Origin of the sequence: Sulfurisphaera ohwakuensis, from assembly GCF_009729055.1 — an archaeon.
Lineage (GTDB): Archaea > Thermoproteota > Thermoprotei_A > Sulfolobales > Sulfolobaceae > Sulfurisphaera > Sulfurisphaera ohwakuensis.
Genome location: NZ_CP045484.1, coordinates 192,570 through 208,078, shown reverse-complemented (window position 1 = coordinate 208,078; position 15,509 = coordinate 192,570). Strand labels below are relative to the sequence as shown.

19 protein-coding genes and 1 tRNA gene are annotated in these 15,509 nt (G+C 30.2%); 6 read left to right on the top strand and 14 right to left on the bottom strand.

Annotated elements, in window-relative coordinates:
• Window positions 1-16 precede the first annotated feature (16 nt).
• Entirely contained in the window at window positions 17-1,264 is a 1,248-nt protein-coding gene (ahcY, locus tag D1869_RS01285) for an adenosylhomocysteinase (RefSeq protein WP_156013592.1), read from the bottom strand.
• 35 nt (window positions 1,265-1,299) lie between these two features.
• Entirely contained in the window at window positions 1,300-1,977 is a 678-nt protein-coding gene (locus tag D1869_RS01280; protein ID WP_156013591.1) for a hypothetical protein, read from the bottom strand.
• A gap of 149 nt (window positions 1,978-2,126) precedes the next feature.
• Between D1869_RS01280 and D1869_RS01275 the strand changes: the two genes are divergently transcribed.
• Complete coding sequence (locus D1869_RS01275; protein ID WP_156013590.1) at window positions 2,127-3,224, top strand: MFS transporter; 1,098 nt, start codon at window positions 2,127-2,129, stop codon at window positions 3,222-3,224.
• Window positions 3,225-3,684: 460 nt separating this feature from the next.
• Here the strand turns inward: D1869_RS01275 and D1869_RS01270 are convergent.
• The 7 genes from D1869_RS01270 to D1869_RS01240 form a co-directional block, all read right to left on the bottom strand.
• Window positions 3,685-3,759: transfer RNA gene (locus D1869_RS01270), tRNA-Val, on the bottom strand.
• 44 nt (window positions 3,760-3,803) lie between these two features.
• Window positions 3,804-4,265, bottom strand: coding sequence for a RecB-family nuclease (locus tag D1869_RS01265; RefSeq protein ID WP_156013589.1), 462 nt, complete (start codon window positions 4,263-4,265; stop codon window positions 3,804-3,806).
• Window positions 4,240-5,208 carry a DNA cytosine methyltransferase gene (locus tag D1869_RS01260; RefSeq protein WP_156013588.1) on the bottom strand — a complete coding sequence of 323 codons (969 nt, stop codon included), beginning with the start codon at window positions 5,206-5,208 and terminating at the stop codon, window positions 4,240-4,242. The genes D1869_RS01265 and D1869_RS01260 overlap by 26 nt, the downstream gene beginning before the upstream one ends.
• Window positions 5,189-5,725 carry a transcription factor gene (locus tag D1869_RS01255; RefSeq protein ID WP_156013587.1) on the bottom strand — a complete coding sequence of 179 codons (537 nt, stop codon included), beginning with the start codon at window positions 5,723-5,725 and terminating at the stop codon, window positions 5,189-5,191. The genes D1869_RS01260 and D1869_RS01255 overlap by 20 nt, the downstream gene beginning before the upstream one ends.
• The gene (locus D1869_RS01250) at window positions 5,718-6,128 is read right to left on the bottom strand and encodes a tRNA methyltransferase (RefSeq protein ID WP_196772271.1); all 411 of its coding nucleotides are present in this window, start codon (window positions 6,126-6,128) and stop codon (window positions 5,718-5,720) included. The genes D1869_RS01255 and D1869_RS01250 overlap by 8 nt, the downstream gene beginning before the upstream one ends.
• A gap of 119 nt (window positions 6,129-6,247) precedes the next feature.
• Window positions 6,248-7,300 carry a GTPase HflX gene (hflX, locus tag D1869_RS01245; RefSeq protein ID WP_156013585.1) on the bottom strand — a complete coding sequence of 351 codons (1,053 nt, stop codon included), beginning with the start codon at window positions 7,298-7,300 and terminating at the stop codon, window positions 6,248-6,250.
• Entirely contained in the window at window positions 7,297-7,794 is a 498-nt protein-coding gene (locus D1869_RS01240; RefSeq protein WP_156013584.1) for a multiprotein bridging factor aMBF1, read from the bottom strand. The genes hflX and D1869_RS01240 overlap by 4 nt, the downstream gene beginning before the upstream one ends.
• Window positions 7,795-7,864: 70 nt before the next feature.
• Here D1869_RS01240 and D1869_RS01235 point away from each other — a divergent pair, with 70 nt between their 5' ends.
• The 3 genes from D1869_RS01235 to D1869_RS01225 are packed head-to-tail and all read left to right on the top strand — an operon-like array spanning window position 7,865 to window position 10,257.
• Window positions 7,865-9,043 (top strand): proteasome-activating nucleotidase, encoded by a 1,179-nt coding sequence (locus D1869_RS01235; RefSeq protein ID WP_156013583.1) that lies wholly within the window; start codon window positions 7,865-7,867, stop codon window positions 9,041-9,043.
• Entirely contained in the window at window positions 9,018-9,566 is a 549-nt protein-coding gene (locus D1869_RS01230; RefSeq protein WP_375781467.1) for a PUA domain-containing protein, read from the top strand. The genes D1869_RS01235 and D1869_RS01230 overlap by 26 nt, the downstream gene beginning before the upstream one ends.
• Window positions 9,535-10,257, top strand: a complete 723-nt coding sequence (locus tag D1869_RS01225) for a proteasome assembly chaperone family protein (RefSeq protein WP_010978288.1) — start codon at window positions 9,535-9,537, stop codon at window positions 10,255-10,257. Before D1869_RS01230 ends, D1869_RS01225 begins: the two co-directional genes overlap by 32 nt.
• On the opposite strand, the gene tgtA is transcribed toward D1869_RS01225, so the two are convergent.
• Window positions 10,222-11,697, bottom strand: coding sequence for a tRNA guanosine(15) transglycosylase TgtA (tgtA, locus tag D1869_RS01220; RefSeq protein WP_156013582.1), 1,476 nt, complete (start codon window positions 11,695-11,697; stop codon window positions 10,222-10,224). The genes D1869_RS01225 and tgtA overlap by 36 nt on opposite strands.
• A 1-nt stretch (window position 11,698) precedes the next feature.
• Entirely contained in the window at window positions 11,699-12,133 is a 435-nt protein-coding gene (locus D1869_RS01215; protein WP_052846267.1) for an Lsm family RNA-binding protein, read from the bottom strand.
• A gap of 47 nt (window positions 12,134-12,180) precedes the next feature.
• Here D1869_RS01215 and D1869_RS01210 point away from each other — a divergent pair, with 47 nt between their 5' ends.
• Window positions 12,181-12,561, top strand: coding sequence for a DNA-directed RNA polymerase subunit G (locus tag D1869_RS01210; RefSeq protein WP_156013581.1), 381 nt, complete (start codon window positions 12,181-12,183; stop codon window positions 12,559-12,561).
• Here D1869_RS01210 and psmB read toward each other — a convergent pair.
• From psmB to D1869_RS01195, 3 genes are read right to left on the bottom strand one after another with little or no spacing between them, the layout of a single operon-like run.
• Window positions 12,545-13,138 (bottom strand): archaeal proteasome endopeptidase complex subunit beta, encoded by a 594-nt coding sequence (psmB, locus tag D1869_RS01205; RefSeq protein ID WP_010978284.1) that lies wholly within the window; start codon window positions 13,136-13,138, stop codon window positions 12,545-12,547. The genes D1869_RS01210 and psmB overlap by 17 nt on opposite strands.
• A gap of 35 nt (window positions 13,139-13,173) precedes the next feature.
• The gene (hisS, locus tag D1869_RS01200; RefSeq protein ID WP_156013580.1) at window positions 13,174-14,454 is read right to left on the bottom strand and encodes a histidine--tRNA ligase; all 1,281 of its coding nucleotides are present in this window, start codon (window positions 14,452-14,454) and stop codon (window positions 13,174-13,176) included.
• Between the two features lie 7 nt (window positions 14,455-14,461).
• The gene (locus D1869_RS01195) at window positions 14,462-14,740 is read right to left on the bottom strand and encodes a hypothetical protein (RefSeq protein ID WP_010978282.1); all 279 of its coding nucleotides are present in this window, start codon (window positions 14,738-14,740) and stop codon (window positions 14,462-14,464) included.
• A gap of 64 nt (window positions 14,741-14,804) precedes the next feature.
• Between D1869_RS01195 and D1869_RS01190 the strand changes: the two genes are divergently transcribed.
• A complete protein-coding gene (locus tag D1869_RS01190) occupies window positions 14,805-15,365 on the top strand; it encodes a TFIIB-type zinc ribbon-containing protein (protein WP_156013579.1) in 561 nt (186 codons plus the stop codon).
• Window positions 15,366-15,509: the final 144 nt, after the last annotated feature.

Here is a 15,509-nt window from a genome sequence, read left to right as displayed (position 1 = left end):
CGCTAAGTAAAAAAGGTCAAGTACCATATCTCCATTGTTTCATGTATTCTATTTGTTCTTGTGTCATTGGCTCTATTTCTATTCCCATTCCCTTTAATTTTAATTTAGCAACCGTTTCATCTATCTCTTGTGGAACATTATATACTTTATTCTCTAACTTTCCTCTATTTTCATAAATATACTTTACCGATAAAGCTTGATTTGAAAAGCTTAAATCCATAACCTCACTAGGATGTCCCTCGGCTGCAGCTAAATTAACTAATCTACCTTCAGCTAATAAATAAATTCTTTTTCCATTAGGTAATTCATATTCTTCCAAGTTTGGTCTTATCAATCTTGATGATTTTGCCATTTCTTTTAATCCTTTTACGTCTATCTCTACATTAAAATGCCCAGAGTTTGCTAAAATTGCACCATCTTTCATTTTTAGAATATGTTCTTTTCTTATTACGTTTATATTACCGGTAGCAGTGATAAAAATCTCCCCTAATTCTGCAGCTTTACTCATTGGCATTACATCAAAACCGTCCATAACTGCCTCTAATGCTCTTAAAGGAGATACTTCGACCACTATAACCCTAGCACCCATACCTCTAAGCCTTTGAGCTATCCCTCTTCCTACCCATCCGTATCCAGCTACTACAGCTACTTTACCAGCAATTAGTATATTTGTTGCTCTAAGTATTCCATCTATTGTACTCTGTCCAGTACCTATTCTATTATCAAATAAGTATTTTGTAAAAGCATTATTTACAGCGATTACTGGATATCTTAGGACTCCTTGTTCTTCCATAGCCTTTAGTCTTATTACTCCTGTTGTTGTTTCTTCTGTACCCCCAAATAGTTTTAACTGTGGCATATTTTCGTGGACATAAGCATGAAGATCTCCTCCATCATCCATTATTATTTGAGGTTCATATTTTAGAATTTCTTTAATATTATCATAATAATCTTTTTCAGTTTCACCTCTCCATGCAAATACATGAATTCCCTCCTCAACTAGTGCAGCTGCAACGTCATCTTGAGTAGATAACGGATTACTACCAGCTAATGCAACTGTAGCTCCTCCTATTTTTAGAGTCTTAACTAATACAGCAGTTTCCTTAGTTACGTGAAGGACAGCACTAATCCTTAATCCTTGAAGAGGTTTTTCTTTCTCAAATTGCTTTCTTATCTCCATTAATGCTGGCATGTGTATTTCTGCCCATTCTATTTGTTTTTTACCTTGTCCAGCTAAACTAAGATCTTTAACCTTATAGTCCATAGGGTGTAAAAAGAAAATAATAAAAAAAGTTTAACTTATGCTCCTATTGCTCTAGCAACTCTTACTGATGTAAGTGCCGCTATCGCACCAACTATGATCGTAAACGGAAAAGACATCAGAATATCGAAACCTATTTTATCCCAGTTTACTATACCACCATACATAAAGGGTCTTAAAAATCCTTCCCACAGTAGAGGATCTGGCAGACTCCACAAGAAGCCTACTAAAGCACCTTGAAGTGCAGCATACTTACCTTCAAAAGGTCTTCCCTTAGTTATTACAATAATCAAGTCGATGAACAAACCATACGTTAAACCTTCATAAATAAAGAATAGTGGTTGACCAGACCAGCCATAATGTGCAGCATCTGCCAAAACGTCAAATACTACTAGTGATAACATTCCAGCTCCAAACTTTCTTATAATTGCAACTACTATAATTAATATAAGCATTCTCCCCCAAAACGCTAAATCGATATAACTTATTGCTATTACTCTATCTAAAAAACTTCCTATAAAAAACTCCCATACTGTAGCAATAGCTGCACCTATCCCAATATATACATAATCTAGAGTAGTAAATTTTTTGATTATATTTTCTTTTTTTGCAATCAAATACAATAGCGTTGGTGCTACTACAAAATATATTAATACTATATCCCAAGGTATTTCTCCTGGAATATTTACATTTCCTTTAATATGATTAAATACCATATGTAACTTATATTTTATTTTTTTAAATATCTTTTCTATTTATTATATATATTACTTTATAATATATTTAGATCTATGCTGCTAAGATTGATAATTTTTATAGATTGCAAATAAATATTAGTGAGAGATACACATTAAGATTTAGTTATATGAAAAGAGTAATCATAGGTAGTTTATTATTAACAATATCACAATGGTACGCATTTTTCTTATTTTCTCAGTTTTCTTTTATAATATTTAATGAATTTATAGGATTGTCGATATTTATAATGGGTTTTATAAGTAGGGCCTTAGGCAGTATTTTATTTGGATACATAGGGGATAAAATTAGTAGAAGAACAGCATTATTGCTAACTGGAATTACGTTAATCATATCTTCATTAATTGTTTTAATACCAAGTATATTTATTGTTTTTATTTCTAGGATTTTACAGGGTTTAAGTCTAGGAGGTGAATGGGGAGGTGCTAGTACTGTAATAATAGAAACCTATTCAACTCATAGACTTAGAGGAACTATTGCGAGTATAATTCAATTATCTGTACCTATAGCCATAATACTTTCCTCTTCTACGCTTCTTCTAATTTTCTTATATTCAATTCCTTGGAGAGAATCTTTTCTAATTATAACTGTTTTAACTCTAATAGCATTACCGTTAATTAAAGGTGTAAACAAGGAAAAAATGTTCAGTAGTAAAATTCCATTATTTGATGCAATATTGAATGATTGGAAAAATATACTAAAATCTATTAGTATAAAAGTAAGTGAAAGTGCAGCTTTTTACGTTTTTTCGGCTTATATTTTTTCTCTATATTCTAATTTGAAAGAGCTTCCTATAATAGTTTTAGAAGCAATTATATTTCAACTATTCACAATGCCACTTTTTGGTTTTTTATCAGATATTATTGGAAGAAGATTAGTAGTTATTATAGGTCTCATTATAATGGGGGTTGGAAGTTATCTTTTATCATTAAAAATCATTTATTATGGAGAAATAGTTATGTCTATCTCTGATTCTGCATTATATGCTCCTCAATCCTCAATTTTTACCGAAATATTTAATAAAAAATATAGGTTTACTGCAGCTAATTTCTCATATCAACTAGCAAGTATACTAGGAGGTGCCTTAGCCCCTCTCTTAATTTCAGACTATCCTAACCTCTTTATATTCATAATGTTAAGCTACATAACCATTACATGTATAGGCGTATATTTCATAGAAGAAACGAAAGGGAAAGGAATAGTATAGTCATAGTGCCGTCATTATGGTATTTATATTTCTATATTCACATGAGAATGTATAAAACCTTTTCTTAGCATCTTCTCTTTATAGAGATTTTCATTAATTAATAAATTTATGCCTAGTGAAAACATTATGAGCATAGCTATCAGTTTGGGTCTTTCACGGCATCTTTGCGATTTCATTTTATTTTAATATTTTGAAATCAAAAAATTGATTGTAAACTAACAATTGGAGATACCAAGGAGTTTATACCATCGACTTAATGGAGATAATGGCATATAATCAATTATTTCTTCATAGAATTATTACAATTCGCAAAGGATCCCTGAATCGCCCAGATCTTGGTTTGCCCACGTTTACTTTTGGCATATTTTGTATTCATTATATCTTAACTCAATATCGTTGCACATTTAATCTTTGCTGTTCCATTAACTTATAACCCTAGCAATAAGAAGAACATAAAATATGGGCCCGCTGGGACTTGAACCCAGGACCTCCGCCTTGTAAGGGCGGCGTCCTAACCAGGCTAGACGACGGGCCCTTGTACAACTTATTATATATTTTGACTTATAAAAGTTTCTTCAATTATTGTTTATTCAAAATTTTCCCTTCATTAATTAAACAGTATGCCACTATGCCTACAAGAGCAACCGGAGATATTTCGTTACTTAACCCTTCTATTTTAACTGGTTCACCTAAATTTAATTCTAATTTATTGAATCCGCTTTCATTTCCCGGAAAGACAAGCATCACTCTACTTTTATCTTTAAGTAAATCTTTTGTAAATGTTTTTTCTGCTGACTGTGTAAAAAGATAAACTACTTCTGGCCTGAAAATTTCTATTGCATCTTTCAGATCTGGTAGTATTATAAATGATTTATTATTTTTATAAGCTAACTTGCTTACTTCTGGTACACCAGCTTGTGCTGCTACTCCACCTACTTTTGTTACTATAAAGTGATTTATATTTAAATTAAAAATTAATTTTGCAAAATCAATAATTCTTTGAGTACTACTTATGTTATGTAGCACTATAAACAATTCCATATACTTTTCCCATTATTTCTCGCGCAATAGCGGTAGATAAGACTACTGGAACTGCTTCTCCTACTTGATTATATTGCTCATCTCTACTACCTAGAAAAATATGATCGTCTGGATAACTCATTAATCTAGCTTGTTCTCTGACTGTTAAGAATCGGTTTTCGAAAGGATGAATGAATCTCGAATTTCCTAAAACTGTGGGAGCTATATCATAAGGATTAAGTCTAACATATAAGGGTATATTCCTACCATTACTGCCTCTAAACATGGTCAGATAATCCCCGTAATCCAAGTTTGATATTTCCTTTATTTTATTCTCGTTTAACTCTTGAACTTCATTGTTTGGTATGTCTGTTCTTCCTTCTAAATCCTTTATTGCATCCCAAACTGTCTTTTTTTCCTTAGATTTTGGTGGATTTATTTCTATGTTGGAAATAAATACTCTAGTTCTTTTTGACGGGTTACCATAATCTTCTGCATTTAAAAAATTAAAGAATATCTTATAACCTATTTTATAAAATTCATATTCTATAGCAGATTTAAGAGATTCCGTACCAATAATGGATGGTACATTTTCCATAACAAATATCTTTGGTCTAAGTTCGCCTACAATTCTTATATATTCAAGTGTTAATTGTCCATCTTCATCTAGGTAAAGTCTATCTAAAGGTTCTTTCATTCTTAATGGATTTGCTCCAGTATATGGTTCGCAAGGAGGACTTCCTATTACGATATCGACTTTTCTACCTATTAAATATTCTATATCTCTTCCTGTAATATTTCGTATATCATCTTCTATAACTATTGTATTTGGAAAATTTGTCGCATAAGTTCTTGCGGCTGCATGATTAATATCTATTGCAAATCTAATATCAAAGCCTAATTTTTTGAATCCTAGAGAAAATCCTCCAGCTCCAGAAAAAAGATCAACGACTATTGGAGCCATGCCGTGTCTCTCTTTCTATTTCGTTTTCAATTTGCTTTATCTTATACTCTAAGAATTTTTTAGTTTTCTCTGAGTCGTAATATTCTAGTGGTGATCCACATTTTGGACATTTAAATTCATTCTCTAATGCTTCATCAAAATTATATTGAATATTATCTTGAGGACAATAATAATATAAAGAATCTTTCTCTTGCTCATATCTCGCTTTTAATTTTTCTAGTACTAATCTTTTTCTGTTAAGTAATAATTCATTTATCTGATCTAGGTTTACTTTCCAGTAATATATAAATAAACCCGTTTCTTTATCTCTTGTTTTACGATAGGTTATAAAACCTTGCTCAGAAAGTAAATATAACTTTTTCCTAATTTCGTTTACTTTTACATTAAGCTCTTTCGCTATATCATCATCTGTCATTTCAATTCTCTTTCTTAAGAGAAACTTTAATAATTCTGTTGCATCTTCACCAACTAGATCCTTTGCCAGGCTAAGTATCAATTCTTCTGCCCTACTACTCATTTTTCCTCACCTTCTTCCCCCTTTCTTGGGGTATAATAGATAATTTTGCATCACTAAATTGTATATTTAGTTCTCCACCCTTATATATTCTATCCAGAAAAATAGCTAATGCGGCTACTTCAGAATGAGGCTGGTTACCTATAGCAATGTTATAATCTGAATTATAATAATACCAGCCTTCTACTTTTTCTGATCCTACAATAACTAGAATTTTCGTATTTTTTTCTATTATCTTTTCTATTATATTATCTATGGGAATACCGTACATTGTTAAATGAACCACAATGCCTCCAGAGCTTCTCCATTCTCTAACTACTTTTTTGGGATTTTTAACAAACTCTATTGAAAAATATTTTCCGCCCCAATTAGCTTTTACTTTCTCTATTGTCTTTAACAGATTCATATCCTCTCCATGAATAAATATTCCTTTGGCCCCAAATGCTCTAGCTACAAGAGCTACATGCGTCGTAACTCTTTTGTCCCTTTCCAGCCTATGATGTAATCTTAAAACATAAATATCTTTTAAATTAATGCTAATATTTTATCCCTTAATATATTCATATTTATTCCTTTTAACGCTGACACTGGAATTACATCTATTATTGGAGTGTAGAGTGAGTTTGCCAATTCTTTTACTAAATTTACTTTATCTTCTACTTCTTTCTCTTCATTATTTTTATCAATTTTATTTAATGCTATGATCATAGGCTTCCCAGATATTCCTAGTTCACGTAATATCTCAAGAGAACTTTGCAACATTTCAACCAGTAAAGTACTTGATAAAGAAGAATCCAGGACAAGTAATAGGGCATTAGCATATTTTGCCTCTGATAAAGTAACGAAGAAAGCTTCAATTATTTGTGGTGGAATACCTCTAATAAAACCCACAGTATCCACAAGCATTATTTTCTTTCCATCTATTGGTATTGCGTATCTTTTAGGGGATGTAGTTGTAAACATTGAAGAGTCTACTTTTTGATTTAAACCAGTTAAGTAATTAAAAATAGTAGTTTTACCAGCATTAGTATAACCTACGATTGCTACACTATTGAAATTGACTCTCCTTATTTGATCTTCTTTGGCTTTCTTTATTTCTTCTAATTCTTTTCTTATTTTTACTATTCTTCTCTGATAAAGTCTAATTGTAGATTCTACACCGTATACACCTGCACCTAAAGGACCTTGCTGTTCAGTAATTTTAGCCTTTTTATACATGTCTTTAAGGATAGGTAATTCGTACTTTAATTTAGCTAATTCTATTTGTAATTTTGCCTCTTTAGATCCTGCATGAAGCGCAAATATTTCTAGAAGAAGAATAACTTTATCTAATATTTTCTTTCCTAAAAGTTCTTTGTTAAGATTTATAAAATGTCTTGATTTTAATAAATCAAAAATTATAATAGCATCTATATCATTTAGTTTTTTAATTTCCTCTACTTTATCTTTTTGAATATAAAAATTTGGATTAGGTTTTTTTGGAATTTTGTAGATTTTTGCTATTTCATAAAATGCTGTTTCTGCTAATGATAAGGCTTCATCTTTGTACTCATCTGCCGTAAAGAGTATTGCTTTCACTTCTTTCCCTCTCTGATGTTTGCTACATCACCCAGTGTTAACTCAAAATCTTTTTCCTCTCCTTCTTCTTCTGACTCAACTGGTACTAGTATTTTGATTCCTAAGATTTTTTCTAATTGTTTAGCTTGTTGTATTGTTGGTTTTAATTTACCACTTTCGAATCTCTTTATTACATTTTCTGAAACTTTTAACTGCTGAGCTAGCTGTTGTTGGGAAAGACCATGTCTTTCTCTAGCCTCTTTAATTACCTTGTAATAGTCATCTACTACTTCTAATTCCACTTCAGTAGATAATTTTGGTGTCGATGCTTTTATTTTTTTCTTTTCTTCGTTTTTCTTTATTTCTTTATCATTAACTATTTTTGCAGATTTTTTAATTTTATTATAGCAAGATACACATACAGTAATAATACTCCCTTCATAAGCAACTGTAATACCTTTTCCTTTTATAGGAGTACCACACATTTCACAGTATTTTTGTGTTGAGCTTTGCATACTATATATTCTTTATTACTACTCTTAAACGTTTTTAGGTTTAATTATACAAAGATATTATTGGGGTAAATTGTCTGACGAATTAGACAGTTACAGAGCCAAGCATTATAATAGTGATGATCCAATAGTAAGATTACTTGAAGAGAAAATAGAATCTCTAACTAAAGAACTTGAAAAACTACGTCAAGATTTAAATTGGTATAAAGGTGAACTTGAAAAACTATTAGCTCCTCCATATATTGAAGCAATTGTATTAGACATATTACCAGACGGGAAAGTAATAGTAAGGAGCTCTTCTGGACCTAACCTAATAGTTAATGTATCCTCTAATGTTGATGTTAAAAAGCTTAAACCTGGCTCTCTAGTAGCATTAACTCAAAGAGGGTCTACTATAGTTGAAGTATTACCAGAAAGAGAAGATGTGTATGTAAAGTCGTTTGAAGTTATAGAAAAACCTAATGTTCATTATTCTGATATAGGAGGATTAAATGAGCAAATAAACGAAATAAGAGAAGTTATAGAATTACCTTTAAAAAACCCAGAATTATTTAAAGAAATAGGTATAGATCCGCCTAAAGGAGTATTACTCTATGGTCCTCCAGGTACTGGTAAAACTTTACTAGCAAAAGCCGTAGCAACAGAAAGTAATGCAACATTTATTCAAGTCGTCGCCTCTGAATTTGCGCAAAAATTTGTAGGAGAAGGTGCTAGAATTGTAAGAGAAGTATTTGAATTAGCAAGAAGAAAGGCTCCATCGATAGTATTTATAGATGAAATAGATGCAATTGGTGCTAAAAGAGTGGATATGGGAACTAGCGGAGAAAGAGAAATACAAAGGACTTTAATGCAATTATTAGCTGAGATAGATGGATTTAAACCATTAGATAATGTTAAAATTATTGCCGCAACAAACAGACTCGACATTCTTGATCCAGCATTATTGAGACCAGGAAGATTTGATAGATTAATTGAGGTACCTTTACCGAATTTTGAGGGAAGAAAGGAAATATTTAGAATCTATTTGCAAAAAATGAAAACAGATGGCGATATTAGATATGATATCCTAGCTAGTATGACTGAAGGATTTAGCGGTGCTGAGATTAAAAATGTGTGTACTGAAGCAGGGTATATCGCAATTAGAAATGGAAGAAAGTATGTTAATATGACTGATTTAATTACAGCTATAGAAAAAATTAAAGCTAAAAATAATAAAGCTAAAAATAGTGACAGAACAGAAAAGTATGTTTAACTTAACTAAACCTTTAAAAGCACAAAAAGATGAAATAAATTATTTGCGTTATATTGCAATGTATCAGTTCTCTTTAAAAGTAGCTTCTTGCTTATTTCCAGAAGATTCTACATTTTTTATACAGAGATCACTAACTACTAACAGAATAAGAAATATTCTTACAGAAGATAAAAAATTATTCCTAGTATTAAGGGCACAAGATAATCTTTTCTCTATTACAGAAATAAGTGGACAAATTATAAAAAATTGTACTTCCCCTCCTTCATTTAGGTTTATTATTAAGAATGAAGTGGCTGGTTTTATTAGAGAAGGAAGAAATGCTTTTTGTAAGTTTGTCATAAACTCTGATCCCAGTATTAGAGCTGGTGATGAAGTCTTAGTTGTTGATGAACAAGATAACTTGTTAGCTGTAGGAAGAGCAAAAGTCTCTGGTGAGGAAGTAAAACAATATAAAAGGGGATTAGCTGTAATTGTAAAGAGAGGAATAAAAAATGTCTATCAAGATAATTCTAAAGGGAATTAGTGAAGATGAACTAAAAGGTGCTAAGTTTATTACCGGTTTTAGAACATTAGGTGAAGTAGGTTATATAGCTACTAGATATTTAGTTTTAAAGTTAGGAATGAAAAGAGTAGGCTTCGTTTTAACTAAATATTTAAGAGATGTTACATTTATTGATGAGTACGGACTAGCAACACCTTTTGAATTATTTTATGATAACAATAATAATATCTTAGTGTTGTTAAGTCATCTATTACCACTACAAAGAGAAATGAACATCTTCTCAGCAAAAATAATGAAGTGGTTAAAAAATATACAAGTTTCAGATATATTACTAATAGGAGGATTAGATAAAAGATACAAAAATGACAGTAGCAACTTAAGATGGTTAAAAACTTCTGCTAGTAAAATTACTCTCCCTTATCCACTAATGGAAAAACAACTATTAATTATTGGACCCTTAGCTTTATTTACTATATATGCTGAAATTGAGGATCTTCCAGCTACAGTATTATTACCTTATGCAGACAGAGAAAGAATAGACCCTGCAGCTGCAGCAATCGCATTAGAGGAAATTAACAAATTATATGGATTAAAGGTTGATGTATCAGAACTATACGAAGATGCAAGAAAGATTGAAGAGGAATTGCAAAGGCAATTAGAGTTAGTTCAAAAAGAATTAACTAAAGAAGGCTCTAATAGAGTTTATATGTGATAAATATTTTTCACAACCTATGAAATCAATTTTTGTATATCCTTTAGATCTTACAAATTCAATTATTTTACTTTCAATATAACGTAAGACATCTTCATCAATTTCCTCTGGATATTCAGTTTGAAAATATGGATAAACTTCTACTAGATTTATCGGTATTAAACCATAAAAAGGATTGAAAAGATATACATCTACGTTCTCATCATTTTTCACTTTTTTTAATATATTTTCTCTTTTTTCGCAGATTATAATAGCTTTATCGTTATTCTTATTAATCCTATCTAAGAAATTATAATGTCTAACAATTTCTGGTCTATTTAAAGACTTAAGATCGAACAAGAAAATTCCTCTAATATTTCCTTTTACTCTTGGATCATATTTTTCTAAGTAATCTTTATATTTTAATAATTTTTTAAAAGCAGAATACACTGCTGGGTGAGAGTATGCTTTTTCTTGAATATACTCAAATAATCTTCCTTCTCTAATAGCTTGTTTTATAGCATTAAGTTCTTCCTTAATTACATAAAGATTATGAAGAGCCAAAAGTTTTGTTCTTTCTTCTTTTGGTAACTCTAGCAGCTCTTTGGGTGTGTATTTTAAGCAGATTGGACATGAACATGGAAAATATTCTAACTCTTCTAGTCTATATACTCTACTTCTCGTTATATACCTATTATCCCTAGCATAAAGTATATATGAGGCAGAATCAAAAGAATCTACACCTAGTGCTATAACAAGAGGCATTATATGAGGAAGACCGCCACCAAAAAGATGAAAAGGTTTGCCTCTACTTACATTACTTTTTGCTATAAATACCATATCGATCAATAAGGAATAGTCGTACTTTTCCATTACTACTGTAGGACTTCCTAATGCTAGCATTTTAAATGCCTCGTTTTTATCAGCCTCTATCGCTGAATATTCAACAAGGTCTAGAAATCTTCCACCTTGAATGGGGTGTACCCAAATCCTTTCTGAATCATTTTTGACTATATCCTCTATTTCTTTTGCCCTCTCTAACGTGATTTTTACACTGTTGATAGCTTCATCTCTGCTATTTGTATCACCAGTAGGAAGATCTAAATAGACTGCTATATCTGTATTTATATCCCTCTCATACTCAACTATCTCTCTATTTGTAACTTCTATGTTTCCATATTGAAGAATCTGATATGCTCCAGAATCAGTCATTATTATACCATTAAATTGTAAAAAGTTATGAATATCTTGAATTTTAGTATTAGTTATCTTTTTTATTAAATATGCATTTGTAATTAAATTCTTGAATCCTAAATTTTCTATATCTTTTATTGAGATTTCAGACTTAAAAGGATTAATTACTGGAAAGAATACTGGCGTTTCTAATTTTCCACTTTTTGTCTCTATGATTCCTATTCTACCAGCTAAATCTTCATCTTTTATTTCAAATTCCCCTACCATTTTAAGATCCTTTCTTTTTCTTATTTATATAATCGTTATATAAATCGTAAATTCTTTGTGCCAAGGGCCCGCTTCCTTCTACTCCATTTTCAGAAACTTTTATCCTATCAAGTATTACTACAACCCCCGCCTCCTCATAGACTTTTGCGTCTCCTGCACGTAGATTAAGCTCTTTCGTCACTAAATCTGCAAATTCTTTCGGATCAAATATAGGCGAAGATTTGACTAGAATTTCAGTTATAGAATTTCCATTTAAAATAACTTTATAATAAGTGTTATTATCATTATCTTTTGCATTTGTTAGTGTTAAAATAAATGGTGATAGCTCATATGAAGATAAAGTACCGTAGTAGATTTTATTATTAATAAGCCTTACAACAATTGCTTTATCTAGAAGGGAATTTAATTCCGTTGCAACTCTTCTACTACTCATCAAAATGAATAATAGTTAATATTATTTAAGATTAAACTATTATAAAGGGTATGTCAGTTCAAGTTGAAGGTAAAGTCGAGACTACATGTAAAATAACCTCAATAGATAAGGGTAGTTTAAAGGGACTTATTATAATCAAAATGGATTGTGGAATATATCAAGTAGAGTTTGATATATTGGAAAGTATTAATATCTTTAAACAAGAAGAAAATGTATCGGTGATCATATCTAGAGAAAAACCAGTTTATACTTCTAATGATTTTTGTGCGCACGGATATCTTTTTTATGAGAAACCGGAAGGCAACAAAATTTTAGATCAAATATCTCTGTTTGGATTGATAGTAAAAATCTATAGCGAAAAAGGATTAATAGGTAATAATCTATTTAAGATGATGGACCATGTCTATTTTTGTGTTAAAAAATCTTTATAAAATCCTCGCTTGATGTATTATCTCTTTTTATAGTTAATATGTCTATTCCGTCACCTGAAGTTACATCTCTTTCTATTGCAGCTTTTAGTGCTTTTAGAACAATTTCTTTCCCTTTATCTAAATTCATACTTGGATCATATTCACTTTCTAAAACTCCTATTGCTACTCTGGCACCAGAACCAACAGCAGCGTAATTATCTTCAATTAATGAACCTATAGGATCTAAAACAAACAATTTGGGACCTTCATCGTCGACACCACCAAATAGTAATTCCGAAATAAAGGGGGTCCACTTATACTGGTATAGTATAACTGATAATAACTTAGCTGCTGCCTTTACTGATATAGGCTTATTATTATACATTTCGTAATACTTTATCTCAACATTCATTAAACGTGTTAATGTTTGAATATCACCCATTATACCAGCTCCAGCTATGCCGAATCTTCCTATTTTAAAAACTTTTTTAGCTGATCTACTAAGTACGAAACCGCCATAACTAAGCCTCCTTTCAGCAGCAAGAATTATACCGTCATTAAGTTTAATACCTAACGCTGTTGCAGGAAGTTCTTCCATGTTTTAATAACCCATGAAAATGATTATTTGATAACTTAAATTATTTGCTTAAGATAGTCCAAAAGGTTTTCTTCCTTAATAGTCACTTGCTCTTTTGTACTGAGATTTTTCAAAGTTATAGTTTTATCTTCATATTCCTTTTTACCTATGAAAATTAAGAACGAGTATCCTTCCTCAGCATAAGAAGGAATTAATTTAGAAATTGATATAGATTTTAGATTAATCGTAGCAATATAATTATTTGATCTTAATTTATCCACAATTCTAATAGCATATAATATAGCTTCGTCTGATAAAATTATTACACCTATTTTGTTTTGCTTCTCTTTTACAATATTAGGCTCCTCAAGTACTAGTGCTGTCCTCTCAACTCCTATAGCAAAACCTATAGCTGGAGTTTGAGTACCTCCATACAGTTCCACAAGGTTATCATATCTTCCTCCACCAGCAATACTAAAAGAAACAGAAGGATGTAACACTTCAAATATTAATCCGGTATAATAAGCTAAACCTCTAACAAAACCTAAGTCTATATATGAATTTACACCTAGATTATCTAATATATTTTTGAGTAACATAATCCTATCTAGATCTTGAATTAAATCTTTTAAATTATATTTTTCTGTAAGATCTTCTTTAATCTTATTATAATTTGAGATATCTAAATTACTTACACTTAGTATGTTAGTTATAAGTTCTGTATATTCTGAATTTGGTAAAAGTGATAATGCCTCATCAATTTTTCCTTTATCTATTAAATGTAGAAAATGTTCTTGAAGATTATCACTTATGTTTAATTTATTAAGTATTTTTCTTATTAATGATATATTATTTATTTTCAATCTAATTTTATTTATAAGATTTAATTCTCTATATATCTCTATTAATATTTGTAATATTTCTAAATCTGAATAAATATTAGAAGATCCTAATAATTCTATACCAGCTTGCCTAAACTCCCTATATCTACCAAATTGAGGCTCATCGTATCTATATACAGTTCCTAAATAGTATAAGCGTATAGGCTTAGGTAAATGTTGTAATGAATTAAGATAAAATCTAACTATACTAGGTGTGAACTCGGGTCTTAATGCAACTTCTCTACCGGCCTTATCTTTAAAGACATACATTGTATTTCTAAGTTCTTCTCCTCCTTTTAAAGCGAATAGTTGAAAATCTTCTACAATAGGTGTTTCTACTTCTTGATATCCAGCTAGTTTTACAATTTTCAAAAAAGCATTCTCGACTACTTTTATTTTATAAAGCTCTTCGCCATAATAGTCTTTCATTCCTCTTACTGGCTCATAAGAAATCATTTCTTACTCACTTTTTACCTAAATTTATTTCGGATAATAAATAGTATGTTACATCACCATATTTATCCACTATTGCAATCACACCTTTTTTCTTAATTCTATTAGAAAAATCCACAAATTCTTCCAACTCTTTTACACTAAGGGTTTTATTTTCATTTACCGGATATACCACGTATTCGTACTCATTTGCCATGTTAATGAAAATAAATTTTCCACTAATTATCGATTTTCTTCCTCTTTGCTTAAGGTCATTTGCTATTATTAACATATCAATATCTTCATTCATCTGGGTCTCTATAGTAAGTTATACCTTATAAGTATCATATATACTTTAGGAATCTTATACACTTATGAAGTGCCCATATTGTGAAAGTGAGAATTTAGTTTGGGATTATAAAAATGGTAATTTAGTTTGTACAAGTTGTGGTTCAGTCATTGATAAAATATATTACGAAGACTCTACTAGTTATGAGGAGAGTGTTTATTTCCCAGAAACTTTATATTTTGATTTTTTCTCGAAAACTAAAAGAATTAAAGAATTCAAGAATAAAACTCTTAAAGGTAGAAGAAATAAATTACAAAGTACAGTTATATATAACGGCTCACTAATTAAAGAGACCTCGTTGAATGCAATGAAATTCTTGGAAAATAACGAGAAACTATTATTATTATATGATACTATTGATAATCTTCCAGTATTTCATTCAAAAAGCGTTAAATATAAATTGGCAATTGCACTATATTTTTACGATAGAAAAGAATTTAATAGATTATCAGGATATTTGAATATTAGTAATAAATACATGAAAAAAATATTATCTAAAATAAAAATTAATGAAAAAACTAAAATACAGTATATTTTGAAAAATAAAATAGGAAAAAGGACTAATAATAGTTTTTATAATATTTAACAAAAAACATTATTCTTTCTATTCTTTAAATATAACTTTTATTATATAAAAATTAAGATATTACGTTAAATCGCAGAGTATAAATTCACGCAAAACACTAACAGAAAATTTTTTATATAAGCACTTCTTATGTGCTTTCAGCGG